Genomic DNA, 25083 nt, shown 5'->3' with positions numbered 1-25083 from the left:
GCGTCCTGGAAAGCGCCCATAGTATGCGGAAAACCCTCGACGAGTAACGTGGAGAGATGAACGGTGGGCGTTGAACCGGGCGCATATCTCGCGGAGTACTCCGGGGTGCATCCGGTGGTGCGGGCCACGGAGCCCGTCGAGGAGATCCCCGTCACCCCGGTGCCCGTCGCCGTGCTGCGGCTGACCGATTCACCGCGGCTCGCGGGCCTGGACATCGAGCACGTGAACGCGCTCGCGGCCACGGACAACCCGCTGCCGCCCATCCTCGTGCACCGCCCGACGATGCGGGTGATCGACGGAAGGCACCGGGTGCGCGCGGCCGTTCTGCGCGGGCACGAGACGATCGAGGCGCGGCTCGTCGACGGGCACGAGCACGACCTGTTCGCACTGTCGGTGCGGCTCAACGTGACGCACGGCCTGCCGCTGTCCACGGCCGACCGCACCGCCGCGGTGCGCCGCCTGCTCGGCTCGCACCCGCAGTGGTCGGACCGGGCGATCGGGCACATCACCGGCCTGTCGGCGAAGAGCGTCGCGTCGATCCGCCGCCGCGCGAGCGGGGACGCCGCACAACTCGCGGGGCGCGTCGGGCGGGACGGCAGGACCCGGCCGCTGAACGCGGCGCAGGGCCGCCTGCTGGCGAGCCGGCTGATCAGGGAACGGCCGGCCGCGAGCCTGCGTGAGATCGCGCGCGAGGCCGCCATATCGATCGGCACCGCGCACGACGTGCGGCGGCGGCTGACCTCGGGACAGCACCCGGTGCCCGCCGGGCTGCGCAGGCGCCAGGCGACGGCGCGCATCGAGCCGCCGGAGCCGACGGCCCACCGGGCCGCCCAGGCCCCCAGGCCCCCGCGCGGCGCGCCGGTGACGCCGCACGACGCCGTGTCCGCGGCGGCGGCCGGAAACCAGGAGGACGGCGCCGGGGCGAAGGAGCTGCTGCGGAAGCTGAAGCGGGACCCCTCGCTGCGCTTCTCCGAGGCGGGCCGCAGCATCCTGCGCCTCATGGACGCGCACTCGGTGCCGTCCGCCACCTGGCAGCGCCTCGCCGAGGCCGTGCCTGCCCACTGCACAGGACTGGTCGCGGCGGCGGCGCGGGAGTGCGCGGCCTCCTGGCTCGCGTTCGCCCAGCGCGTCGAACGCCGCGGAGAACAGCGCGGGCCGCGCCGCGGCCCCGAGGATCACTGAGGACTCAGTCCGGGCGGAGCCCGGCGGCCCTGGTCATCGTGTCCAGGCGCGACCTGGTGTGCAGGGTGAGCTCGTGGTCGGGCCCCAGGACCCGGGCGTAGCCCTGCACCACCTCGGCGAGGAGCTGCGCCGCGTCGCGGGTACGCCCCACGGCGTGGCGGGCCGCCGCCAGGTTCCCGGCGGCGGCGAGGGTCTGGAGGTCGTCGGGGCCGAGGCTCGCCGCGTAACGGGTCCAGGTGCGTTCCAGCAGCTCGTGGCCGCGGACGTGGTCCCCGGTGGAGAACAGCACGGCGCCCAGGACCGCCGCGGTGTCCAGGGAGTCGCGGTGGTCGGCGCCGAGGAGCGCCTCGCGGCGTTCCAGCGTCCGCGTGAGCAGGGTGATGCCCTGTTCCGTCTCCTCGCCGATGACGAGCGCGGCGCCCAGGTTGTGCGCGTAGGTGAGGGTCCTGGCGTGGTCTGGCCCCTCGACGACGGTGCTGCGCTGGTACGCCTCCCGGTGCATGTCCTCCGCCTCGGGCAGCCGCCGCAGCTGGTAGAGGGTGTGGCCGAGCGCGTCGTAGAGGGAGATGGTGGTGGGGTGCCGGTGCCCGAGGTGGCGTTCGTAGTCCGCGAGGAGTTCACGCATCAGCGGGGCGGCGTCCTCGTGGAGCCCGGCTTCGAGCAGCCGGCCGACGGCGTGTTCGCGTTCGGCGATCTCCTCGGGGGGCGCGGCCTGCTCCGGCTCCTGCCCGCGCTGCTGCTTCCGGCGTCCGAACTGCATGGTGGGGAATCTCCCTCGGCTGTCGGCGGCGGCTGCCGGCTCCAGGGTGCCACCGCGGGGGCCCGCGCGTCACCACGGGGGGTCAGCCGGCCCGGGTGCGGGTCCTGAAGAGGGACGGGTCGGGGGTGAGCAGCCGTTTCACCGGGGCCGGGATCTTGCGCCCGCGGTCCTCGCGGCGTTCGACCGCGCGCATCGCGGGGAGCAGCAGGCGGGTGCCCGGGTAGCGGAGCGGCTCGGTGGGGATGCGGCCGCCCGGGGTGCGGGCGAACGCCGAACGCGACCACTCGTCGGTCACGCCGAGGGCGAGCGAGGACAGCACCCGCGCCATCAGCCGGGCGGGGCCGATGCCGTCGCCTGAGTAGCCGGTGCCGTAGGCGACGCCGGGCACGGAGCGGAGCCAGCCGGCGAACGGCAGCGAGGTGACGGAGTACTCCACCGGCGCCGTCCACGCGTGGGCCACGGGCACCTGGGCCAGCCGCGGGAAGAGGCGCGCCAGTTGCTGCCGCAGCTCGCCCATGCGCAGCGGCGGCCCCCACAGGGTGCTCGGCCCGGCGTGCCCGGGGGCGACGCCCGCGCCGCCCTTGCCGAACAGCAGCCGCCCGTCGGGGGTGGTGCGGTAGTAGTTCAGGCGGCGGCGGGAGTCGCATACGGACGTGTCGTCGTCCCAGCCGATGGCCTTCAGCCGTTCGGGGGCGGGCTCGGTGAGCAGGGTGTCGCTGGCCACGGTCACCATGCGGCGGCCGAGGTCCTCCAGCTGCCCGGCCCAGGCGTTGATGGCGAGCACGGTCCGTTCGGCGCGGATGCTGCCGTAGGCGGTGCGGGCCTCGGTGGTGCCGTCCGCGGCGCGCAGCGCGAGCAGCGGGGTGTGTTCGTGGATGCGCACGCCCGCGTCGAGGGCGGCGCGGCGCAGGCCGCGGGCGAGCCGGGCGGGCTGGATGGTGGCGCAGCCGGGGTCGACGACGCCGCCGAAGTGCTGTGCGGTGCCGACGGCGCGGCGCGCCTCGGCGCCGGATATCTGGTGCAGCGGCCGGATGCCCGCGCGGTGCAGGTCGGTGAGGGTGCGTTCCCAGGCGCCGCGCTGGGCGGGCGTGGACGCGGCCCACAGCCAGGGGCCGCGGCGGTGGCCGATGTCGATGCCGTGGGTGCCGGCGAAGTCCAGGATGTCGTCGACGGCGCGGGCGGAGGCCGTGCCGATGCGGCGGGCCTCGGCGTGGTCGCTGATGGCGACCAGGCTGCTGAATCTGGCCCACATCGGCATGAGGAAGCCCGCGTTGGCGCCGCTGGCGCCGCCGCCGCAGATGTCGGCCTCGATGAGAACGACGTCGGTGCCGGGGGCGCGGCGCACGATGTCGAGCGCCGTCCACAGGCCGGTGAACCCGCCGCCCACGACGCACACGTCGCAGCGGGTGTCGTCGAGCAGCGGCGGGGTGCGGCCGTCGGCTGGCTCGTCGCGCAGGGCGTCGGCGAGCCAGCCGGAGCGGCGCGCCGGGGCGGGGGTGTCGGCGTCGGGCCAGGTCCTGGCCAGGGCGATGCGGGTCATGGGGCAGCCTCCGGGGTCGGATGCGGGCTTCGGGGTCAGGGGCGGCGGGCGCCCGCCGGGGTCCGCTGCCGCTCGGCCGCGTTCAGCAGGTCGATGCGGGAGCTGACGCCGAAGACCTTGAACAGCTTCCTGAGGTGGTAGTTGACGGTGTGGTGGGAGACGGCGAGCCTGCGGGCGATCTGCTGGTTCGTCAGGCCCTCGCCGACGAGGTCGACCAGCAGTTGCTGCCGCTGGTTCAGGTCGGTCTCGTCCGGCTGCGCCGCCGGCGGCCCCGGCACGGGGGCGGGGACGTGCACGGGAACGGTGTCCCGGCCGGGCCGGGGCGGGGCGGCGGGGCCGCGTCCCGCGGCCGGCTCGCGGGCGGCCGCGCGCAGCGCGGACGCCTCCCGGATGAGGGCCGTGCGCAGGGTCGGCGGCATCGAGGCGGCGATCAGCTGCCGCAGCAGCGGGTTGAGGAAGACCGTCCTGGTGCCCTCGGTGCGCACGAAGCCGGTGGCGCGGACCTCCTCGATGGCGGGCAGCAGCGCGGAGACGGAGGTGGCGGTCATCGCGGCCAGGTCCTCGTAGACCACTTCGTCGCCGAGGATCGCGGCGATGCACAGGAGCTGGCGGCAGCCGCTCGAATACCGGTCGAGCACCGCGCCCACGCGGGCGGTCAGCCGCGTCGGGAGCCGGTGGCCCGACAGGTCCGCCTCGCCCGCGACGCGGTGCAGGCCGCCCTCCTCCTTCAGCCCGGCCAGCAGATCGACGAGCAACTGCGGGTGGCCGCCCGCCCGTTCGAGCAGCCGCCGCAGCGCGGGCCCCGGCGGCGCGCCGAGGGTGTCCTGGGCGAGCCGCACCGCGTCCGCGTGGGCGAGCGGGCCGAGAACGAGCCGTTCGCCGCGGCGCCCCTGGTCGTCGGCGGGCAGCGGCCGCGGGCAGCCGGGGCGCCTGGCGATCAGCCACACCACGCGCCCGCCGAGCGCGCGGTGGCGGCGCGGCGGCGGCGTGTGGTCGGGCCGGTCGGGCGTGTCGAGGACGACGAGCAGGGGGCGGCCCGCCGCCTCCGCCTGCCGGGGCCGCCCGGCGAGCTGCCCGGACAGCAGCGCGTGGGTCCTGCCGGTGCGGGGCCCGGGCCCCGGGCCGCGGTGCTGGGCGAAGCGGTAGCCGAGGCGGTCGGCGACGGCGGCGGCCTCGCGCAGCAGCCGGGTCTTGCCGATGCCGGGAATTCCCTCGACCGTGAGAACGGCGCTGCCCGCGTTCAGCCCGTGCTCCAATATCTCGCGCACCAGCTGCATTTCGCGCCGACGCCCCCGAATTGGGGTCTCGCCCACGACAGCAAAAACGGTCATGCGGCACCGCCGTAACGGCGCACACCGACGAAACGGAAACGTCCGGCGACGAATGCGGCATCGCAGTGGACCGAATTGGCGGCAGGGTTGAGTGCCGTTCCGTGGAGATCGGAGTAGACCGCGGACTGCGAGATGTACCAGTTCCCCATGAGGTTGACCGACAGCATGACCCCGGTATCGAGGCAGGCTTTTTCCGCGGCTTCCTCCACGTCCCTGCTGCGCGTGTAGACCCCGACGGAAAGGGCGCCGCAGGTGCGGTTCGTGTGGGCCATCAGGTCGATTCCCTCGGCGGGCGAGCCGACGGCGACGGCGAACACGACGGGCCCGAGCCATTCGCTGAGGAGCGTCGCGCGGTCGGCCGGGCGGGCGGCGTCGAGGCGCACGAGAACGGGGGTGCGGATCACGGCGTCTGGGTGCTCCGGGTGCCGCACGGCGCGGGTGGGCGCGGCGACCTTGCCGAGCGCGCCGGACATGGCGCGTTCGACGCGTGCCAGCACCGCGGGCCCGAGGAGCGCGCCGAGGACGGCGGCGGCCGCCGCGTCGTCGGCGAGCAGGTCGCCGAGGGCGGCGCCGAGGTCGTCGACGACCTGGTCGTAGGTCTTGTGGCCCTCGTCGGTGGCGATACCGGCGCGCGGGATCAGCACGTTCTGCGGGCTGGTGCACAGCTGGCCGCTGTAGAGGGAGACGGAAAACGCCAGGTTGGCGAGCATGTCGCGGTAGTCGGCGGTGGATTCGACGAGGAGGGTGTTGACGGCCGAGGTGGCGGTGTGGACGCGGGCCTGCCGGGCGTTGCCGGTGAGCCAGTCGCCGAAGTCCCGGCCGCCGGCGTAGTCGACGATGCGGATCTCGGGGCGGGTGGCGAGCGAGGCGGCCAGCCGTTCGCCCGGGTGTTCCGCGGCGAGGCAGACGAGGTCGGGGGCGAAGCCCGCGTCGCCCAGCGCCTCGCGGGCCACCGAGACGGTGAGCGCGAGCGGCAGGACGGCGGCCGGGTGCGGTTTGACGAGGACGGCGTTGCCGGTGGCCAGCGAGGCGAACAGGCCGGCGTAGCTGTTCCAGGCGGGGAAGACGCTGCCCGCGACGACGAGCGCGATGCCGAGCGGCACGGCCGTGAACGTCTTGTCCAGGTTGATCGCCGTGCCGTCGCCCAGCGGCTTGCGCCACCGGAACGCCGCGGGCAGGCGGGTCTGCTCGGCGTAGGCGTGGGCGACCGCCTCCAGGCCGCGGTCCTGGGCGTGCACCGCGCCGGCGTGGAAGGCCATCACCGGATTGTGCCCGCTCGTGTGCATCGCGGCGTAAGTGAATTCCGGGCTGCGCATATTGATGCGGTGGAGTATTTCCACGCACACCGCGGCGCGGACCTCGGGTCCGGCGTCGCGCCAGGCCGGAATGGCGGCGGTCATCGCGGGCAGCAGCGCGTCCGGGTCGGAGTGCGGGTAGGAGATGCCGAGTTCCGGGCCGTAGGGGGAGCGTTCGCCGCCCGCGTCGGGGCCGGGGCCCACGGTCCCGTCGCGGCCGGGCTGCGCCACGTCCCACGGGCGGCCGAGTAATCGCCGGAACTGCGTTTCGCCTTCGTCGCCCGCTCCCCCGTTCTTCCCGCTCTTCCCGTAGGTGCGGTAATCTTCGGAATAGGGCGACCAGTTGACGCGGGTGCGGACGGATTCCAGTGCGTTATCGAGCGTCTGCCGGTGCCTGGCAATCAAGTCCCGCCATATGTGGGGATCTTCCTGCTGCTGTGTCGCCACCATGATCCTGCTCCTTGTCGCGCGTCGGAAGGGCCCGGCCATGAACGCCGGGACAGCATAGATTAGGCGCCCGCAAGTGGACAGCAAATTTCGGCCGACTGACGTCGGCCTTGCCACCCGGCATCGTTCCCCTCGCCCTTTAATGCACGGCGACTCCGCCACAATGGCCAAAATTCGCCGCGCCCGGGCAGAACAGTTCCGGACGGCCGGTCAGCAGCCGCGCCAGGACCAAGGGTCCGGCGCGGCTGCCCGGTGCGCTTCGCTCATTCGTTCATTCGCTCATTCGCTCATTCGCTCATTCGGTTATCGACCGCAAATAGCGGTCGAGGGCCGCGTCCGGCAGGACCCGCGCGAGTACGCTCACCCGGCGGGCGTCCGCGCCCACGCGGTAGCGGGCCTTCGGCCGCCGCACCGTCAGGACGTGCCCGACGACCCGGGCGAAGTCCTCCGGACGGGTCGGACTCTCTTCGGCCTGCCGCTCGTTGTAGGCGAGGAACTGCTCGAACTTGTCGCGGTACAGCGCCGCGACCTGCCCGGGCGCCCCCGCCATGGCGTCCCGCGCCACATCGGAGACCTTGCCCCAGATCGGCGTCATGATGGCGCCCGGCTGCACCACGGTGACGGCCACCCCGTGCGGGCGCAGCTCGCGCCGCAGCACGTCCGTCAGCGCCTCCTTCGCGAACTGCGCCGACGCGTACGCCCCGAGGAACGGGATGGCGACGCTGCCGAGCCCGGAGGTGACGTTGACGACGCGGCCACGCGCCCGCCGCAGCAGCGGCAGCAGCGCCTGGGTGACGGCGAGTTGCCCGACGACGTTGGTGTCCAGCTGTCGGCGCAGCTGCGCCGGCGGCACGCACTCCAGGGGCGCGGAGACGCAGATCCCCGCGTTGTTGACCAGGCCCCACAGGCCGCGCCCGCCGGTCCCCTCGCCGGTCTCCTCGCCGATCCGCTCGGCCGCGGCCGCGACCGACTTCTCGTCGGTCACGTCCACCCGCACCGGGGTGAGGCGGCCGCGGGCCGCGGCCTGCGCCAGCCGGTCCCCGTCGGTCTCCTGCCGCACCCCGGCGAACACGTGGAACCCGCCCGCCGCGAGGCGCAGCGCACACACCCGGCCGAGGCCGGACGAGGCGCCCGTCACCAGAACGGCCCGCCCGTGCCCCGGCGTTGCCCGCCGTCGCCGGCCGTTCACAGGGCCACGTCCTGGAAGGTCAGGGCGTCCTGAAGCATGCGGGTCAGTTTGCGCTGCGGCATGAACCGGAAGTACGCGTCCCGCACCGGCCGCCTGATCAGGGTCTCCGACTGCTCGAACGTGCTGATGCCGCGGGAGGCGGCGACCATGCCGCGGGTGCGTTCGCGGCGCAGGTCCTCGTAGTGGCGCAGCGCGGCCGGCACGTCCTCGGCGCCGGCCAGCGCCCGGCCGAGCACCACGGCGTCCTCGATGGCCATGCAGCAGCCCTGCCCGAGGCTGGTCAGCATGGGGTGCGCGGCGTCGCCGAGCAGCGTCACCGGGCCGCGGCCCCAGCGTTCGAGGAACGCCCGGTCCTGCGAGGGCACGGCGATCACCGCGTCGTCAGGGGTGACCTCGATGGCGTGCCTGACCTCGTCGGCCCAGCCGCCGTAGGTCGCGAGGATCTCGGTGCGGTCGCCCTTCCAGCTGCGGGACCGTTCGGCCGGCATGTTCTTCGTGCCCCACCAGTACACGCGCCCGCCGCCCACGTCGACCAGACCGAAGCGCCGGCCCGCGCCCCAGTAGTGGATGACGGAGCCGGGCGCGAACTTCGGGTGCGCGTAGGGAACGACGGCCAGCCAGCAGATGTAGCCGCTGTCCTGCGCGTCCTCGGGGCCGACCAGCTGCCTGCGCACGGCCGAGTGGAAGCCGTCGGCGCCGATCAGAACGTCGCCGTACGCCTCACTGCCGTCGGCGAAGGTGACCCGCACCCCGCCGTCGTCCGCACCGGTCTCGTCCCACTCGAACGCGGTGGCGGTGCTGCCGGTGATGATGGGGATGCCCTCGGTGGCCTCCAGGAGCGCCTGTTGCAGGTCGGCGCGGGTGATCAGGACGCTGGGCGCGCCGATGCGGGCGATGATCTCGGGAAAGGGGAACTCCCGGATCAGCCGTCCCCGTGGCGTCCTGACGTGGTAGGACTCCAGCGGTTGTCCGCGCCCGGCCAGGTCGATGCCGAGGCCGAGCGAGTCGAGCGCGGCGATGGCGTTGCTCATCACCGACAGGCCGGAGCCCGCCGCCCGCAGCTCGCCCGCCCGCTCGTACACCTCGACGTCGAGACCGGCCTTGCGCAGGGCCGCGGCGGCGGTGAGGCCACCGATGCCCGCGCCGATCACGAGTGCTTTCCGCGGTGCCTTCCGCGGCGCCCGCCGCGGCCGTTCGGGAGTGGTGGTCGCGTCGCTCATGTCACTGTCCGATCAGTTCGGTGACGGTCTTGACCAGGTGCGCGACGTGCGGCTCCTCCATGATCGAGAGGTGGTCGCCCGGCACGTCGACGACGTCGAGCCGGCCGCTGGTGCGCTGCCGCCAGCCGTTGGCCGGGTCCGCGTGCATGCTGCCGATCGCGGTGTGCATCGAGTGCAGCACGCCGGGCAGCGGCTCCGAGGCGTGGATCAGCACCATGTCCTGGTCCCGCACGTCGGGCCGGTAGGCGAACGCGGCCCGCCAGTTGGCCTCGTACACGTGGAACAGGCGCCGCACGACCGCCCCGGAGGCACCCGCGGGGAGCACGCCCTCCTCGGCCGCGAGCCCGGCGATGAAGTCGAACTTCTCGTCCAGCGTGGTCAGCTGATCGGGGATCAGTTCGAGCGGCGAGTCGCCGCCGCGCCGCAGCCACAGCAGCTCCCAGAAGAACCAGCCGAGCAGCGCCTCGTCGTCGGTGGCGAGCCGCCGCCCCTCGTTCAGCGCGGTGGTGTCGAGCAGCACGAGCCGGGCGATGTCCTCTCCCGCGGCCCGCAGTTGCCTGGCCATCTCGAACGCCACGAAGCCGCCGAACGACCAGCCGCCGATCACGTAGGGGCCCGCCGGCTGCACCCGGCGGATCGCCTCGACGTAGCGGGCGGCCAACTCCTCGACGCTGCGCAGCGGTTCGGTGCCCGGGTCGGCGCCGGCGGCCTGGAGGGCGTAGAACGGCTGGTCTGGGTGCAGGTGTTTGGCGAGCCCGACGTAGCACAGCACGTTGCCGCCCATCGGGTGGACGAAGAAGACCGGCCGCCGCGAGCCGCGCGGCCGGATCGGCACCAGCGGGTCGAAGCCGGTCGTGGCGCCGCCCGCGCGGAGGAGGGCGGCGAGTTCGGCGACGGTGGGCGCGGCCACGAACTCGGACAGCGGCACGTTGATCCCGTAGCGCTGCTCGATCAGCACTACGAGCCGCATCGCGGTCAGGGAGGTGCCGCCGAGGTCGAAGATGTTGTCGTGCACGCCGAGCGAGGGCACGTCCAGCAGGTCGGCGAGGATGCCGGCCAGCGTCCGTTCGTAGGTGTCGCGCGGCGCGGCGCCCGCCCGCCCGCCGCCGCCACCGCCGCCGCCGCCCGCGGTCAGCGGGGCACGGCGCAGCGCGGCGTCGTCCCGTTTGCCGCTGGGGGTCAGCGGCAGGGCGGCCAGCCACTCGACGTGCGAGGGCACCATGTACTCGGGCAGCACGGTCCGCAGTTGCTTGCGCAGCAGTGTGAGGTCGGCCTGGTCGCGTTCCCCGACGAGGAACGCCGCGAGGAACGAGTCGTTGCCCTCCCGGCGGCGCGCGACGACGGCGGCCTCCGCGATGCCGGGGTGCCGCGCCGCGAAGCGGGTGATGGCCAGTTCGACCTCGGCCGGCTCCACGCGGAAGCCGCGAACCTTGACCTGCGCGTCGGCCCGCCCGAGGCACACCACGTCGCCGTCCGGCAGCGCGTACCCGAGGTCGCCGGTGCGGTACAGGCGGCCGGCGGCCGGCCCCGCCGGGTGCGGAACGAAACGTTCCGCGGTCAGCTCGGGCTGGCCCACGTACCCCTCGGCCAGGCACTCGCCCGCGAGGTACAGCTCGCCCCTGACCCCGGCGGGCACGGGTCGCAGCCGCTCGTCGAGAACGTGCACGGCGGAGCCGTCGACGGGGCGGCCGATCGGCGGCAGCGCGGGGAAACGCGCGGGGTCGCCGCGCATCGTGAACGAGGTGACGACGTGCGATTCGGTCGGCCCGTACTGGTTTTCCAGCAGCACGCCGGGCAGCGCGGCGCACAGCCGGCGTATCTCGTCGGTGACGCGCAGCTGTTCGCCCGAGGACAGCAGCGCGCGCAGGGCCCGGGGCGCGAGGCCGAGGGCGACCGCGGTCTCGGCGAGCTGCTGGAGCGCGACGTAGGGCAGGCAGATCCGCTGCACGCCCTCCCGGTCCAGCAGGCGCAGCAGCCGCGGCATGTCCCGCCGTTCCTCCTCGCCGAGCACGACGAGCGTGCCGCCGCCGCAGAGGGTGGAGAAGATCTCCTGGAAGGACACGTCGAAGCTGAGCGGCGCGAACTGGGCGGTGACCCCGCCGGTGACGCCGCTGGGGACGCGGTTCTGCCAGGCGACCAGCCGCGCGAGCGAACGGTGCGGCATCGCGACGCCCTTGGGCCGCCCGGTGGAGCCCGAGGTGAACAGCACGTACGCGGTGCGGTCCGGATCGGGCGCGGGCGGCCGCGGGGCGGGCGCGGGCGTTCCGCCGTCCAGCAGCTCCTCGCCATCCAGCAACTCCTCGCCATCCAGCAGCTTTTCGGCGATCAGCAGCTTGCCGGCGATCAGGGGGTTCGCGGCGCCGCCCAGGGCGCCGGTGTGCGCGGCGTGGGCGATGACGCGGAACGGACGGGCCTGCTCGACCATCATCGCGATCCGCTCCGCCGGGTAGGCGATGTCCAGCGGCACGGCGGCGGCCCCGGCCTTGAGCACGCCGACGGTGACGGCGACGGTCTCGGGCGAGCGTTCCATCGCGATGCCGACGCGGTCGCCGGGCCGGGCACCGAGCGCGAGCAGCGCGCCGGCCACCCGGTCGGCGGCGCGGCCGAGTTCCGCGTAGGTCCAGCGGGTGCCGCCGGAGACCAGCGCGACCGCCTCCGGGGTGCGCGCGATCCGCGCGTCGAGGGCGCGCACGACGTTCTCGGCGGCGGGCTCGGCGGGCAGCGCCACCGGCGGCCGCGCCAGACCGCCGGGCGCGAGGAAGGTGAAGTCCGGTGTCTCGTCCGGGTGTTCGGCGATCCGGCGCAGGACGGCGGTGAACCGGTCCGCGTACAGCTCCGCCTGCGCGGCGGTGAAGGTGCCGCCGTGGAAGTCCATGCGCAGCCGCACCCGCCCGCTCACCGGGTCGGTCATCGCGTTGACCAGCAGCTGGAAGTTGGTCTCCTCCCAGGTCGTGAAGTCGAGCAGCCGGGCGCCCGGCAGCGTGAGAACGGCCGCGAGCTGCCGGAAGTGGATGTAGTTGAACGCCGTCTCCAGCACGGTGCCGCCGCTGTCCTCCTGAATGGCGCTGAGCGGGTAGCGGCGGTGCGGGTGGCCGTCCTGCTCCTCGCGCAGCGCGGCGCGCGCCACCTCCGCCCAGGTCGCCGCGCCGGTGTCGAGGCGCAGCGGCACGGTGTTGAGGAACAGCCCGGTGACGCGTTCGCCGCCCGTCGTCTCGGGGCGGCCGTGGCTGACCAGGCCCGTGGTGACGTCCGCGGTGCCGGTCAGCAGCCGCAGCGTCAGGCAGTGGGCGGCCAGCAGCACCGACTTGACCGGCAGCGCGCGGTCCCTGGCCAGGTCGCGGACGCGTCCGGTGAGGTCGTCGGCGAGGGTGACCAGGCGCGTGATCTGCTCCTCGCCCGCGGGGGCCTCGTGCTGGCGGAAGCCCTCGATCCGCAGCCGCGGCGCGTCCGCGAGCCGTTCGCGCCAGTAGTCGCGGGACTCCTGGGAGCCGAGCGCCTCCCGTTCGGCCAGCACGTGGTGGGCGGCGGAGGGCAGCCCCGTGCCGGGCACCGGGCCGATGCCGAGTCCGAGGCCGTGCAGGTAGTCCTGGAGGAGTTCGCTGACGAGGTTGGCGACGCTGCCGCCGTCGAGCAGCGCGTGGTGGAAGCTCAGCACGAGTTCGACCGTGCGCGGGCGCAGGAACACCTGGAAGCGGTACAGCGGCGGCCGTTCGACGTCGTAGCGGTGGTAGCGGCGTTCGTCGACGTGGGCGCGGATCGCCGCCAGGGCGGCCGGCTCGTCGTGGCCGCGCAGGTCGGTGATGCCCAGGCCGCCGTCGACGCGGGCGTCGACGACCTGGAGCGGCTCGGAGAAGCCGCCGAGGTGGAACGAGGAACGCAGGGCGGGGTGCCGCGCCACCAGCAGGCCGAACGCGCGGCGGAACCGCGCCTCGTCCCAGTCGAACGCGAAGGAGTACTGGAAGACGTCGCGGTAGACGGCCGAGCCCTCCTCCGCGCGGCTGTGGTAGATCAGGCCGAGCTGGAGGCGGGTGAGGGGGTGCGCGTCCTCGCGGCCTTCGAGCTGCGCCCGGTCCACGCCGGAGACCAGCGCGAACGGGCCCAGGTCCGCGTGCGCCGCGGGCCCCGCGGGCCCGGCCGTGGCGTGCCGGGCGAGCCCGGCGACGGTGGGGTGGCGCATCAGGTCGGTGAGGGAGAAGCGGATGCCCTCCCGCTCGGCCAGGGCCCGGATGCGCAGCAGGGTGAGGGAATCGCCGCCCAGCGCGTAGTAGTTGGCGTGCACGCCGACCGGTCCGGTCTCCAGCACGTCGGCCCAGATGCGGGCGAGTGCGGTCTGGACGGCGCCCTCGGGCGCGTCGGCGCCGTCCGGCTCGGCGCCTTCCGAGTCGGCGGCGGGCGCGGCGCCCGGGTCCGGCAGGGCGCGGCGGTCGGCCTTGCCGTTGGGGGTCAGCGGGATGGCGCCGAGCCGGACGAAGTGCGTGGGGATCATGAACTCGGGCAGTGTGGCGGCGAGTTCGGCGCGGAGCCGGTCGGCGGGCAGGTCGTCGTCGGCGACGTAGTAGCCGACGAGGTGGGTGCCGCGCCGTTCGCTCCGCCGGTCGACGACGACGGCGTCGCGAACGCCGGGCACCGAGGCGAGCCGGTTCTGCACCTCGCCCATCTCCACGCGGTTGCCGCGGATCTTGACCTGGTCGTCGATGCGGCCGAGGTATTCGAGCGTGCCGTCGGCCAGCCAGCGGGCGAGGTCGCCGGTGCGGTACAGGCGCCCGCCGGGGCTGAACGGGTCGGAAGTGAACTTCTCCGCGGTCAGCTCGGGACGTTCCAGGTAGCCGCGGGCGACGCCGACACCGCCGATGCACAGCTCGCCCGGGACACCGGACGGCTGGAGGCCGCCGCGCGCGTCCACCACGTAGAGACGGGTGTTGTCGATCGGCCGGCCGATCGGCACCCGCGGCACGGGCCGTCCTGGCCCGGCCGGGCAGTCCCAGAAGGAGACGTCGACGGTGGCCTCGGTCGGCCCGTACAGGTTGACCAGCCGCGGCGGGCCACCGGGGCGGGCGGCGAAGACGCGGTTGAACTGCTCGACGCGGGCGCCCGGCAGGGCCTCGCCGCTGGCGAACACCTGCCGCAGGGACGCCGCCTCGGCCGCCAGCGCGGGGTCGGATTCGAGCAGGTCGAGGAACGGGCCGAGCATCGAGGGCACGAAGTGCAGGGTGGTGACGCGCCGTTCGGCGACGGCGTGCAGGATGTCGCGCGGGTCGCGCCGCCCGTCGGCGGGCAGCAGCGCGAGGCTCGCACCCTCGATGGCCCACCAGAACAGCTCCCAGACGGACACGTCGAAGGAGATCGGCGTCTTCTGGAGCAGGACGTCGTCCTGGCCGACCGGGTAGCGCTTCTGCATCCAGGCCAGCCGGTTGATCACCGAGTGGTGCTCGACCATGACGCCCTTGGGGCGGCCGGTGGAGCCCGAGGTGTAGATGACGTAGGCGAGGTCCCGCGAGGTGGCGGTGGCCGAGCCGTCGCCCGCGGCGTCCAGGGCGGCGTCCGGCGCGGCATCCCCTGCGGCGTCCGCGGTCAGGTCGCCGACGCGCAGGGCGCGTGCGGCGTGCCCACCGCCCGGTCCTTCTGGCCCTCCAGGTCCTTCGTCGGGGAGCGCGGTGAGTTCGTCCACCAGTACGGCCTTCGCGCGGCTGTCGTCGAGCAGGAAGCGGATGCGGTCGGCCGGGTAGCCGGGGTCGACGGGCACGTAGGCGCCGGAGGACTTGAGCACGCCGAGCAGCGCGACGATCAGCTGCGGGCCGCGCTCCATCAGCACGGCCACGCGGTCGCCCGCGCCGACGCCGCGGACCCGCAGGGCGCGGGCGACGCTGGAGGCCCGCGCGTCGAGTTCGGCATAGGTGAGGGAGCCGCCGTCCGGCGCGTGGACAGCGATGCGCTCCGGCGTGCGCGCCGCCTGCTCGGCGATGAGGCCGTGGACGGTGCGGTCGCCCGCGTACCAGGTGTCAGGGCCCTGCCTGACCTCGGTCAGCTCCTTGTACTCGTCGGGGTCGAGCATCGGCAGGTCGAGCGCCGGGCGGCCCGGCTGCTCAGCGCCGCCGGTGAGGAGCGCGAGCAGGTGCCCGGCGACGGCCGTGATCGGCAGGTCCTCGTCGAAGACGTCGCGGGCGTAGTCCAGGTCGATGCGCAGGTCCGCGTCGTCGTCGGAGGCGTGGATCATCGCCGCGAGCACCCCGTCCGCGTGCACCGGCGCCATGAGGGCGGTGTCCCGTTCGATCCCGTCGGGCACTGCGGGGTGCGGATGGCGCAGGTAGGACAGCGTGACGTCGAAGAGGCGGCGCGCGCCGGGGGCGGGCAGTTCGCGCAGCACGTCGCCGAACGCGAGCCGTTCGTGCGGCCGCAGCGCCGCCGTGCTGCCGCGGACGGCGGCGGCCACCTCGTGCAGCGAGGCACCGGCGGGCACGGCGACCCGGACCGGCAGGTTGTTCGCCAGCTGGCCGACCAGCTGCCGTTCCGCCGCCGTGCGGCGGTTGAGGAACGGCACGCCGAGCACGACCTCGCCGGCGCGGTGGACACGCGCCAGATAGGTGGCGAACGCGGCGGCGACGAACGCGAACGGCGAGCCGCCCGCGCGGCGGACACGCCGCACGATGTCCGCCTCGACGGTGAACGTGTGCCGGCCGCGCGCGGGCCCCGCGGCGGGCGCCGCCCGGCGGCCGAACAGCGCGGGCGTCACGCCGTCGAGCGCCGCGCGGTGGTGCGCGCGGGCGCGCGCGGGCTCGTCGGACGCCCGGTAGGCGGCGTCTGCGTCCAGCAGGGCGGCCACGCCGGGCACCCGCGTCACCGCCGGCTCCGACCCGGCCGCGCCACCGCCCGTCAGCGCGCCGTACGCGTCCCACACCTGCCGGGCGACCTCGTTCAACGCCCAGGAGTCGACGAGGAGATGGTGGGCGTTGAGGTGCAGGTGCACCGTGGACGCGCTCTCCCGAATGATCGCAGCTGCGAATAATCGCGCGTTGCGCAGCGGGAAGGGCCGCTGGAGGGACCGGTCCCGCCACTCGGCGCAGGCCGCCGCCGGGTCCGCGGCCCCGCTGTGGTCGAGGTACTCCACCCACGGCGAGCGGTCCGCGGCCCCGATCCACTGAAAGGGAATACCGTCCTGCTCGTCGAACCGCAGGGAGAACGTTTCGTTCGCTTTGAGCACGCGTTCGAGGGCGGCCCGCAGCGCGTCCGTGTCGACATCACCCGTCAGCCGGTCGTGCAGCACCACATTGAACTGCGGATCGTCCGGAACCGCTGCTTCTGCGGCCCAGATGTCGCGCTGGTAGGAGGACAGAGGGAAACGGCGGGAAGCGAGCATCGGCCTTCCTTTGTCAGTGCGGGCACCTTCATTCGGCGCGCCCGATTCGCACTGACTCTACGATTCCTCCACTCGTCGGCACCACTGCCTATGCGAGTAGACCGCGACTACTCGTTCAGGTAGTCGTCCGCGGAATACACGTTTTTGACGGAGCCGCTTCGTGTAACGGCATCAAACCCTCGTTATCCTGGCCGACATGACCGATCAGCATACTCGAACGGCGGCTCCCCTCGTCCGCGGGCAGGGCCCTGGCCTGCTGCTCGCACACGGAGCCGGCAGCGACATCCAGGACAGCTTCGGGCCGGTTCTCGACGCCCTCGCAAAGAGCCGCACCCTGGTGGGACCCGATTATCCCGGCTCGGGAACGACCCCGTCCGCAGCCGGCCCGCTCACGTTGGACGGCCTCGCCGACCACATTGTGGAAAGCTCGGTGCGGGCAGGGGTCCATTCATTCGCGATATCTGGTTTCTCGATGGGCACCACCGTTGCCGTGCGGGCCGCGATTCGCCATCCCGAGCGCGTGACCGCCCTCGTTCTCTCCGCCGGATTCGCCCGGCCGAGTCCGCGGCTGAGGCTGGCAATAGACACCTGGCGCGCCCTGGTGGAGAGCGGCGGGGACAACCGGACACTGGCCGCCTATCTTTCGCTGGTCGTGGGAAGTGTGGACTGGCTGGAGGACCGGTCGCAGGACGAGCTCGAAGAGCAGGTGCGGCTTTTCTCACAGGGCCTTCCACCGGGCACGGCACAGCAGTTGAAACTGCTGAACACAATCGACGTCCGGGCCGATCTGCCGCGCATCCGCGTCCCGGTCCTCGTGGTGTCACCGCACGGCGACCTCCTCACGACTCCTGTTCACTCTCGCGAACTTGCGGCGGGCATCCCCGGCGCGCGCCTGGTGTCGGTCGACTCCGGTCACGCCATCGCCGCGGAACGCCCCGGCCCCTGGGCCGCGTTGATCACCGAGTTCCTCGACGCGGTCGGGCACTGACCCGGGCGCGGGCGGCGGCCCGTGCGAGAGCCGCCGCCCGCCCGGCCGGCGCACCGGCCACCGCACCGGCCACCGCACCGGCCGGCCCTCAGAGCCGGCCGGTCTCCGGCGCGCGGCCCAGCGCGACCGCCGCGAACGCCGCCGCCGCGAGACCGCAGCCGAGCCACATCACCGCCGTGGTCCCGATGCCGTCCGCCGCCAGGCCGCCGGCCAGCGCACCGGCCGCGATGGCACCGTTGAACACCCCGACGAACAGCGAGGACGCGGCTTCCCTGGCCTCGGGGGAGGAAGCGAGGAGCCAGGTCTGCGTGGCCACGGACACGCCGCCGTAGGACAGGCCCCAGGTGACCAGCAGCACCCCCGCGACCAGCACGGAGCCGCCGATCAGCGGCACCAGCGCGGCGGTGACCGCGAGTACCGCGGTGATGACGAGCAGCGTGCGCCGCGGGGACCGCCCGGCGCCCGCGCCGGAGATGAAGTTGCCCACCACGCCCGCGATGCCGTAGACCAGCAGCAGCGTGCCGATCACCCCGGCCTCCGCGTCCGACACCTCTTCGAGCACGGGCCGCACGTAGGTGTATGCGGCGAAGTGGCCGGTGACCAGCAGGGCGACGACGAGCAGGCCGGAGGCGACCTGCGGATTGCGGACCAGCCCCATCACGCCGCCGAGCCGCGTCCGTTCCTCGCCCGGCAGGGGCGGCAGCAGCATGGCGAGCGCCACGAGCACGGCCAGCGCCAGGCCGCCGATGACCACGAACGCCATGCGCCAGTCGGCGAGTTCACCGATGTAGGTGCCCGCGGGCACGCCGAGCACGGAGGCCACCGCGATACCGCTGAAGATGAGCGAGGTCGCCGGCCCCGTGGACCCGGCGGGGACCAGGCGCGGGGCGAGCCCCGCGGCGATGGCCCAGACGGCGCCCATGCCGAGGCCGACCAGCACGCGGGCCACCATCATCACGCCGAAGTTCGGCGCCCACGCGGCCATCAGGTTGCCGACCGTGAGGACCGCCATCAGCACGCACAGCAGCATCCGCCGGTCGGCGCGCCCGAACGCGGGAGTCAGCAGCGGCGCGGAGACGGCGGCCACCAGACCGGTGACCGTCAGGGTGAGCCCGGCCGTGCCCTCCGACACGTTCAGCGAGTCGCCGATCGGCGTCAGCAGGCCCACGGGCAGCATCTCGGACGTGACGACGGTGAACGTCGCGCCCGCGACCGCGGCCACGGCGGCCCAGCCCCGCGCGTCCGCCCGTTCCGGCGCGGGCGCGGGCGCGGAGCCCGCGGTCTTCTCAGTCTGAGTCATGTATTCAGGGAACCGGCCGGAGGGCTGCGGGAACAACGGCCAATCCCTCATCCTTCTATGAGCCGGGCTACTCAATCCGCCGGGCCACCCCGCCCGGGGCCGGGTCCGCATGCCCGCGTGTCCGCGTGTCCGCATGTCCGCAGGGAGGAAGTCCGATGAGCGGAATCGAGATTCGTGAGCTTGAGGCGTTCCTCGTCCTCGCCCGCGAGCTGCACTTCGGCCGCGCCGGGGAGCGGCTCTACGTGTCGCAGAGCCGGGTCAGCCAGCTGCTGCGCTCGCTGGAGAGCCGCATCGGCGCCTCCCTCGTCGAGCGCACCAGCCGCCGCGTCGGCCTCACGCCGCTCGGCGAACGCTTCCTCGCCGAACTCCGGCCCGCCTACGACGCGCTGCGCGACTCGGTCGACAATGCCCGCGCGGCGGCCCGCGGCACGGGCGGGGTGCTGCGCATCGGCTTCCAGGGCACGGTGGACGACTACCTCGCGGGCGCGCTCACCCTGTTCCAGGAACGGTGCCAGGGCAGCACCATCGAGCTGGTGGAGATACCGCTGTCCGACCCGTTCGGGCCGCTGCAGCGCCAGGAGCTGGACGCGGCGGTCGTGCTGCTGCCGGTGGAGGAGGAGGACATCGTGCTCGGGCCCGTGTTCTCCCGCCAGCCGCAGACTTTGGCCGTCTCGGCGCGGCACCCGTTCGCCGCGCGGGAGTCCGTGACGGCGGAGGAGCTGGCCGAGTGGCCGCTCATCGGCGTCAACGGCTCCGCGCCCGCGTACTGGCGCCGCGTCCAGGCGCCGAGCCGGACGCCCGGCGGGCGGCGGGTGCCGCCGGGCCCCGCGGTCAACACCCTTCAGGAGGGCCTGAGTCTGACCGCGGCCGACCGCGGCACGATGCTGCTGTGCCGCTCGACGGCGGACTACCACGCCGGCCGCCGCTCCGTCGCGTTCGTGCCGGTCACCGGGCTGCCCGACTCCGAGCTCGGCCTCGTCTGGCACCGCGACCACACCCCGCCGCTGGTGACCGCGTTCGCGTCGGCCGTCAGCGAAACCCTGCTCTGACGGGCTCCGGGCGGTACGGCGGGGCGGGCCTCAGAGCTTCATGGCCACCCCGCCGTACTGGTGCACCTCCTCGGGCAGGCCGAACGCGAGCGCGTCCGGCCGCCACCTGGAGCAGGAGACGACGCCGGGCTCCAGCAGGTCGAGGCCGTCGAAGAACTCCCGTATCTGTGCCGGGCTGCGCAGGATGTAGGGGACGGCGGCGGCCTCGTTGTAGCTCCGGATCGCCGCCACGTACCTCTCGCTGGTATCCGTGCTGTCGTACTGCACCAGGTAGCTGCCCGGCGGCAGCACCTCCAGCAGGCTGCGCACGATCGACTTCGCCCGGCCGAAGTCCTCCACGTGCCCGAGAACGCCCATCAGCATCAGCGCCACCGGGCGGTCGAAGTCCAGCGTTTCCGACGCGGCCCGCACGATCGCCGCCGGCTCGAAGAGGTCGGCGTCGACGTAGTCCGCCGCGCCCTCGGGCGCGCTGGTCAGCAGGGCGCGCGCGTGGGCCAGCACCAGCGGGTCGTTGTCCACGTAGACGATCCGGGAGTCGGGGGCGACCCGCTGCGCGATCTCGTGCGTGTTGTCGACGTTGGGCAGCCCGGTGCCGATGTCGAGGAACTGCCGGACACCGGCCTCGCCCGCCAGGTGCCGCACGGCCCGCGCCAGGAAGTACCGGGCGGCGCGCGCCCCGTCGACGATGCCGGGGAAGGTCGCCCGGAACTGGTCCCCGGCGACGCGATCCACCTCGTAGTTGTCCTTGCCGCCCAGCCAGTAGTTCCAGATGCGGGCCGACTGCGGCACGGCGGTGTCGATGGGGACCTGCGGCTTCTCTGGCATTGCTCCTCCTGGGGCGGGGACTGGGACTGGGACTGGGACGAAGATCAGCCCGCCCGTCATTCTTGCCGGTCGGGGGCGGTCAACTCCCCTGTTCCGGGCGGACGTTCTCCTTGATCCAGTCGGTGACGGACGCGTGCGCCGGCTGCCAGTCCAGATCGGCGCGTGGCGCGGCGCCCCGCACCCGGCTGTTGGAGCCGAGCGCGTACACGGCCGGTTCGTAGCCCCACTCCTCGATCGCGGCGTCCACGCCGATCGGCTCGGGCGCGGGCAGCCCCAGTGCCTCGGCGATGGCAACGGTGATCGCGCGGAAGTCGGACTCGCCGTTCTCGACGAAGTGGAACGAGCCGGGCGCGGCGTCCGCGAGCGCGCGGAGGTAGAGGTCGGTGACGTCGTCGAGGTGCACGTGCGACCAGATGTTCTCGCCGCGGCCGATGTGCCGGGCGACGCCGGTCCTGCGGGCGGTGGCGACCAGACGCGGGATCTGCACGCTGTCGGCGCGCAGCGCGCGGCCGGTGCCGTAGATCAGGCTGTTGCACAGCACCACGGAGCGCACGCCGTCGCGCGCCGCGGCCAGCACGCCCTGGTCGATGGCCACGCGCGGCGCCTTGTCCGGGGCGGGCCGCCACGGGCCGCCCTCCGCGAGGTCGGCCTCCGTGTAGACCTCGTCGCGCCGTTCGCCGCCCGCGGCCTCGCCGACGATGCTGGAGCCGCTGGTGTGCAGGAGCGCCTTGCCCGAGCCGGCCAGTGCCTCGGCGAGCACCGAGGCGGCACCCGCGTGGTCGCTGTCCGCGGCGTTGACCACGGCGTCCGCGGCCCGCGCCTCGCGGGCCAGGACCGCCGCGTCGTCGAGGGAGCCGGCCACGGGATCGATACCGAGCCGCGTCAGCCCCGCGGCCGAGGACGCGGAACGGGTGAGGCCGCGCACCTGGTGCCCGGCCTCGACGAGGCGGACGGCGAGCGAGCCGCCGATGTAACCGGTCGCACCGGTCAGGAAGATGCGCATGGAAGCAGGCCCCTGTCTTTCGGTCGGATACGGTCGAAGCGTTCAGGGAACAAGAAACATTCCGACCGTAAACGATCACAGAGGCGTCCGCTTTCAGCCCCGGTCGGCCAGCGCCCGGCGGGGCGCGCGCCGTGCGCCGCGGGGTACGGGCGCGGGCGCGGGCACGACGCGCACCAGCGCGTTGATGACCCGGTCCGCCGTATCGCCGCCGCGGTCGTCCGTCAGGTTGACCAGGAGCCTGATCATCCAGCGCATCGCCGCGGGCGACGTGACCAGCCGGCGGCTGACGAGCGAGGTGATCGCCGGCCTGGCCAGCAGCGTCGCCCACGCGTTGCCCAGCCGGTAGTAACGGCCGTTGCGCCGCAGCACCTCGTGCGGGTAGCGCAGCATGGCCCGCTCCCGCCACGGCCCCGCCGGGCGCGCCAGCGCGTCGGTGACGATCTCGGCGGCCAGCTCCCCCGACTCCAGCGCGTACGGGATGCCCTCGCCGTTCCACGGGCTGACCATGCCGCCCGAGTCGCCCGCGAGCAGCAGCCCGCGCGTGTAGTGCGGCAGCCGGTTGAACCCCATGGGCAGTGCCGCGCCGCGCAGCGGCCCGTCGATGCCCGCCGGGTCGCGCAGCTCCCACTCGGGCGGCGTGCGGGCCAGCCAGTCGTCCAGCACCTGCCGGGTCTCGGACGAGCCGGAGCGCCGGTCGTTGACCAGGCCGAGCCCCACGTTCACCCGGCCGTCGCCCATCGGGAAGATCCAGCCGTAGCCGGGCAGCGGCGGCCCGCCCGTCCGCATCCGCAGATCCCCCCAGATGTCGAGGTACGGGTCCGCGTGCCGCACCGACGTGCGGTGGTAGCGGCGGACGGCGGTGGCCATCGGGCGGCGCGGCAGGCGGCCGACGCCGAGGGCCACCGCGAGCCGCGCCGACACCCCGTCCGCGGCGACCACCAGCGGCGCGGAGCAGACCACGGGGCGCTGCCCCGCCCCCATCACCGCCCGCACCCCGCACACCCGCCCGGCGCGGTTGAGGACCGGGCCCGTGACGCGGGTCGAGGAGAACAGCCTGGCCCCGGCGGCCACCGCCCGCCGGGCGAGCAGATCGTCGAAGTCGTGCCGGGAACGCGTCAGCCCGTACCCGGGGAAGCGCCCGCTCTCCGGCCAGTCCACCTCGAAGGACACGTCGCCCGAGACGAACCGCACCCCGCGGTTGGTCTGCCAGCCGGCCTCCCTGGTGTCGATGCCCATGCGGACCAGATGGTGCACCGCCCGCGGCGTCAGGCCGTCGCCGCAGACCTTGTCGCGCGGGAACTCCGCCTTCTCCAGCAGCAGTACCTCGTGCCCGTGCCGGGCGAGATGGTAGGCCGCCGACGCCCCGGCGGGCCCCGCGCCCACCACGATGACGTCGGCGGCCTCGGAGGGGAGCGAGCTAGTCGTCATGGCAGCGGTGTCCTCCCGGAAAGCGGGCCGCCGAGGCAGGAACCGGCCCACCGCGGGCCCGCGACGGGGCGGCGGGCAGGGGCCAGGAACTGAATACCCGCCACCGGCCCGGCCAACCCGGCCACCCCGCGGCGCCGGGGAGAACCGGCGGGCCGGGCCGGGCCTGGCAGTTGCCGTCAGGCCGCGTCCCGCCGGGCGCACAGCCACGCGAGCGCCGCCTCGCCCGCGTGCAGTACCGAGATGTGCCCGTCCTCCGGGTACTGCCACAGCTCCGCCCCCCGGCAGTGGTCCGCGAGCCACCGGCTGTGCGCCGCCGGCACCATCCGGTCCCGCTCCCCGTGCAGCAGCAGCACGGGAACGCGCACCCCGGCCGGGTCGAAGCCCCACGGCGCGACGTAGGCGAGATCGTCGTCGATCAGCGGCCCGGGACCGCTCTCGACGGCCGGTCCTACGACCTCGCCGAACCAGCCCCACGCACCGGCCAGTGCGGCGAGATCCGCCTCGGTGAACTCCGGCCCTTCATCGCCGCCCGCCGCCGCCGTGTACGCCTCCTTCGCCGCCCGCCCCCGCGCGGCGGCCCGCAGGGACGCCGCCGCCGACTCCCCCATGCCGTCGAACCAGCCAAGGCCCGCCGCCCCGAACGGCGCGAGCCCGGCACCGGCGACCACCCCCGTCACCCGCTCCGGCAGCAGCGCCCCGCACGCCAGCGCGTGCGGGGCACCGCCCGAGTGACCCATGACCCCGAACCGCCCGAGACCCAGCGCGTCGGCCACCGCGGCCACGTCCCCCGCGGCCGAGGCGACGTCCCGCCCGGGCCGCGGCGAAGAACCGCCGTACCCGGGCCTGTCGTAGGACACCCACCGCACCCCGAGCCGCTCCGCGGCCGGGAACAGCGGCGCGGGCGGCGTCCCCACGTTCGGCGTGCCGTGCAGCCAGAACACGGGGAACGAGCCACCCCCCGCGTCATACGTCCGCAGCACCCGGCCGCCGCCCAGCTCCAGCTCCCGCACATCCATGCTTCACAAGCTACGTCCCGGGTCCGACAACGGACCGGGCGCGCGGGCACGCGGGCACGCCCCGCACCCCGCACCCCGCACCCCGCGCCCGCCGCTCATGACCGGGTGAGGAGCACCTCGATCTCGGCCAGTTCCTCCGGGGTGAAGTCCAGGTTCCCGACCGCGCCGACGCTGTCCTCCAGCTGCCGCACGCTGCTCGCGCCGACCAGCGCGGAGGTGACCCGTTCGCCGCGCAGCACCCAGGCGATGGCCAGCTGCGCGAGGGTCTGCCCGCGCCGCTGCGCGACGGCGTTCAGCGCGCGGGCGAGGCCCACCGTCTCCTCCACGCCCTTCGCGTCGAGGAACGGACTGCCGCCCGCCGCGCGCGAACCCTCGGGGATGCCCTGCAGGTAGCGGTCGGTGAGGCGGCCCTGGGCCAGCGGCGAGAACGCGATGGAGCCCGCGCCCGCCTCGTCGAGCGCGTCGAGGAGGCCGTCCTCGACCCAGCGGTTGACCATCGAGTACGAGGGCTGGTGGATCAGCAGCGGCGTGCCGAGCCCGGCCAGGATGCGCGCGGCCTCGCGGGTCTGCTCGGGCGAGTAGTTGGAGATGCCGGCGTACAGCGCCTTGCCCCGGCGCACGGCCGCGTCCAGCGCGCCCATCGTCTCTTCGAGCGGCGTTTCCGGGTCGGGGCGGTGGGAGTAGAAGATGTCGACGTGATCGAGGCCGAGCCGCGTGAGGCTCTGGTCCAGGCTGGACAGCATGTACTTGCGCGAACCCCACTCACCGTAGGGGCCGTTCCACATGTGGTAGCCGGCCTTGGTCGAGACGACGATCTCGTCCCGGTGGGACCGGAAGTCGCGCGCGAAGACGCGGCCGAAGTTCGTCTCGGCGGCCCCGGGCGGCGGACCGTAGTTGTTGGCCAGGTCGAAGTGCGTCACGCCGAGGTCGAAGGCGCGGCGGAGGATGGCCTGCTGGGTCTCCAGCGGGTGGCCGTCCCCGAAGTTGTGCCACAGGCCGAGCGAAACGGCCGGCAGCTTCAGACCGGACCGGCCGCTGCGCCGGTAGGGCATGGCGCCGTCGTAGCGGGTGCCGGAGGCGACGTATGTCACGGGTCTCCCTCGTCCTCAAATCCTTACCACCTGGCCGCGGCCGCGCTGCCCCGGCACCGGTGGGC

General features: G+C 74.2%; 16 protein-coding genes. 3 read left to right on the top strand and 13 right to left on the bottom strand.

The window, feature by feature from the left end; genetic code table 11:
- The first annotated feature begins 63 nt into the window (after positions 1–63).
- Positions 64–1182: a ParB N-terminal domain-containing protein gene (locus RM779_RS21535; RefSeq protein ID WP_311619376.1), complete on the top strand. Its 1119-nt coding sequence runs from the start codon at positions 64–66 to the stop codon at positions 1180–1182.
- A 4-nt stretch (positions 1183–1186) separates the two neighbouring features.
- Here the strand turns inward: RM779_RS21535 and RM779_RS21530 are convergent, their stop codons facing one another.
- From RM779_RS21530 to RM779_RS21500, 7 genes are all read right to left on the bottom strand, one after another.
- A complete protein-coding gene (locus RM779_RS21530) occupies positions 1187–1942 on the bottom strand; it encodes a tetratricopeptide repeat protein (RefSeq protein ID WP_311619375.1) in 756 nt (251 codons plus the stop codon).
- An 82-nt stretch (positions 1943–2024) separates the two neighbouring features.
- Positions 2025–3482: an NAD(P)/FAD-dependent oxidoreductase gene (locus RM779_RS21525; RefSeq protein WP_311619374.1), complete on the bottom strand. Its 1458-nt coding sequence runs from the start codon at positions 3480–3482 to the stop codon at positions 2025–2027.
- 35 nt (positions 3483–3517) lie between these two features.
- A complete protein-coding gene (locus RM779_RS21520) occupies positions 3518–4750 on the bottom strand; it encodes a helix-turn-helix domain-containing protein (protein WP_311619373.1) in 1233 nt (410 codons plus the stop codon).
- A 59-nt stretch (positions 4751–4809) separates the two neighbouring features.
- On the bottom strand, positions 4810–6558 hold the full coding sequence (paaN, locus tag RM779_RS21515; RefSeq protein WP_311619372.1) for a phenylacetic acid degradation protein PaaN: 1749 nt from the start codon (positions 6556–6558) through the stop codon (positions 4810–4812).
- 292 nt (positions 6559–6850) lie between these two features.
- Positions 6851–7744, bottom strand: coding sequence for an SDR family oxidoreductase (locus RM779_RS21510; protein ID WP_311619371.1), 894 nt, complete (start codon positions 7742–7744; stop codon positions 6851–6853).
- Entirely contained in the window at positions 7741–8964 is a 1224-nt protein-coding gene (locus RM779_RS21505; RefSeq protein WP_311619370.1) for an FAD-dependent monooxygenase, read from the bottom strand. Before RM779_RS21505 ends, RM779_RS21510 begins: the two co-directional genes overlap by 4 nt.
- Position 8965: 1 nt before the next feature.
- Positions 8966–16318: a non-ribosomal peptide synthetase gene (locus tag RM779_RS21500; protein WP_311619369.1), complete on the bottom strand. Its 7353-nt coding sequence runs from the start codon at positions 16316–16318 to the stop codon at positions 8966–8968.
- Between the two features lie 196 nt (positions 16319–16514).
- On the opposite strand from RM779_RS21500, the gene RM779_RS21495 reads away from it, so the two are divergent.
- On the top strand, positions 16515–17306 hold the full coding sequence (locus RM779_RS21495; RefSeq protein WP_311619368.1) for an alpha/beta fold hydrolase: 792 nt from the start codon (positions 16515–16517) through the stop codon (positions 17304–17306).
- A gap of 88 nt (positions 17307–17394) precedes the next feature.
- Here RM779_RS21495 and RM779_RS21490 read toward each other — a convergent pair whose 3' ends face one another.
- Positions 17395–18606, bottom strand: a complete 1212-nt coding sequence (locus RM779_RS21490) for an MFS transporter (RefSeq protein WP_311619367.1) — start codon at positions 18604–18606, stop codon at positions 17395–17397.
- Between the two features lie 155 nt (positions 18607–18761).
- Here RM779_RS21490 and RM779_RS21485 point away from each other — a divergent pair, with 155 nt between their 5' ends.
- A complete protein-coding gene (locus tag RM779_RS21485; RefSeq protein WP_311619366.1) occupies positions 18762–19655 on the top strand; it encodes a LysR family transcriptional regulator in 894 nt (297 codons plus the stop codon).
- Positions 19656–19685: 30 nt separating this feature from the next.
- Here the strand turns inward: RM779_RS21485 and RM779_RS21480 are convergent, their stop codons facing one another.
- From RM779_RS21480 to RM779_RS21460, 5 genes are all read right to left on the bottom strand, one after another.
- Positions 19686–20480 carry an SAM-dependent methyltransferase gene (locus RM779_RS21480; protein WP_311619365.1) on the bottom strand — a complete coding sequence of 265 codons (795 nt, stop codon included), beginning with the start codon at positions 20478–20480 and terminating at the stop codon, positions 19686–19688.
- A 79-nt stretch (positions 20481–20559) separates the two neighbouring features.
- Positions 20560–21483: an NAD-dependent epimerase/dehydratase family protein gene (locus tag RM779_RS21475; RefSeq protein WP_311619364.1), complete on the bottom strand. Its 924-nt coding sequence runs from the start codon at positions 21481–21483 to the stop codon at positions 20560–20562.
- Positions 21484–21576: 93 nt separating this feature from the next.
- On the bottom strand, positions 21577–22911 hold the full coding sequence (locus tag RM779_RS21470) for a geranylgeranyl reductase family protein (RefSeq protein WP_311619363.1): 1335 nt from the start codon (positions 22909–22911) through the stop codon (positions 21577–21579).
- Between the two features lie 176 nt (positions 22912–23087).
- Entirely contained in the window at positions 23088–23927 is an 840-nt protein-coding gene (locus RM779_RS21465; protein ID WP_311619362.1) for an alpha/beta fold hydrolase, read from the bottom strand.
- Positions 23928–24022: 95 nt separating this feature from the next.
- On the bottom strand, positions 24023–24979 hold the full coding sequence (locus RM779_RS21460; RefSeq protein ID WP_311619463.1) for an aldo/keto reductase: 957 nt from the start codon (positions 24977–24979) through the stop codon (positions 24023–24025).
- Positions 24980–25083 lie beyond the last annotated feature (104 nt).

Origin of the sequence: Streptomyces johnsoniae (genome assembly GCF_031845565.1) — a bacterium.
Lineage (GTDB): Bacteria > Actinomycetota > Actinomycetes > Streptomycetales > Streptomycetaceae > Streptomyces > Streptomyces johnsoniae.
This window is presented reverse-complemented; position numbering and strand designations above follow the sequence as displayed.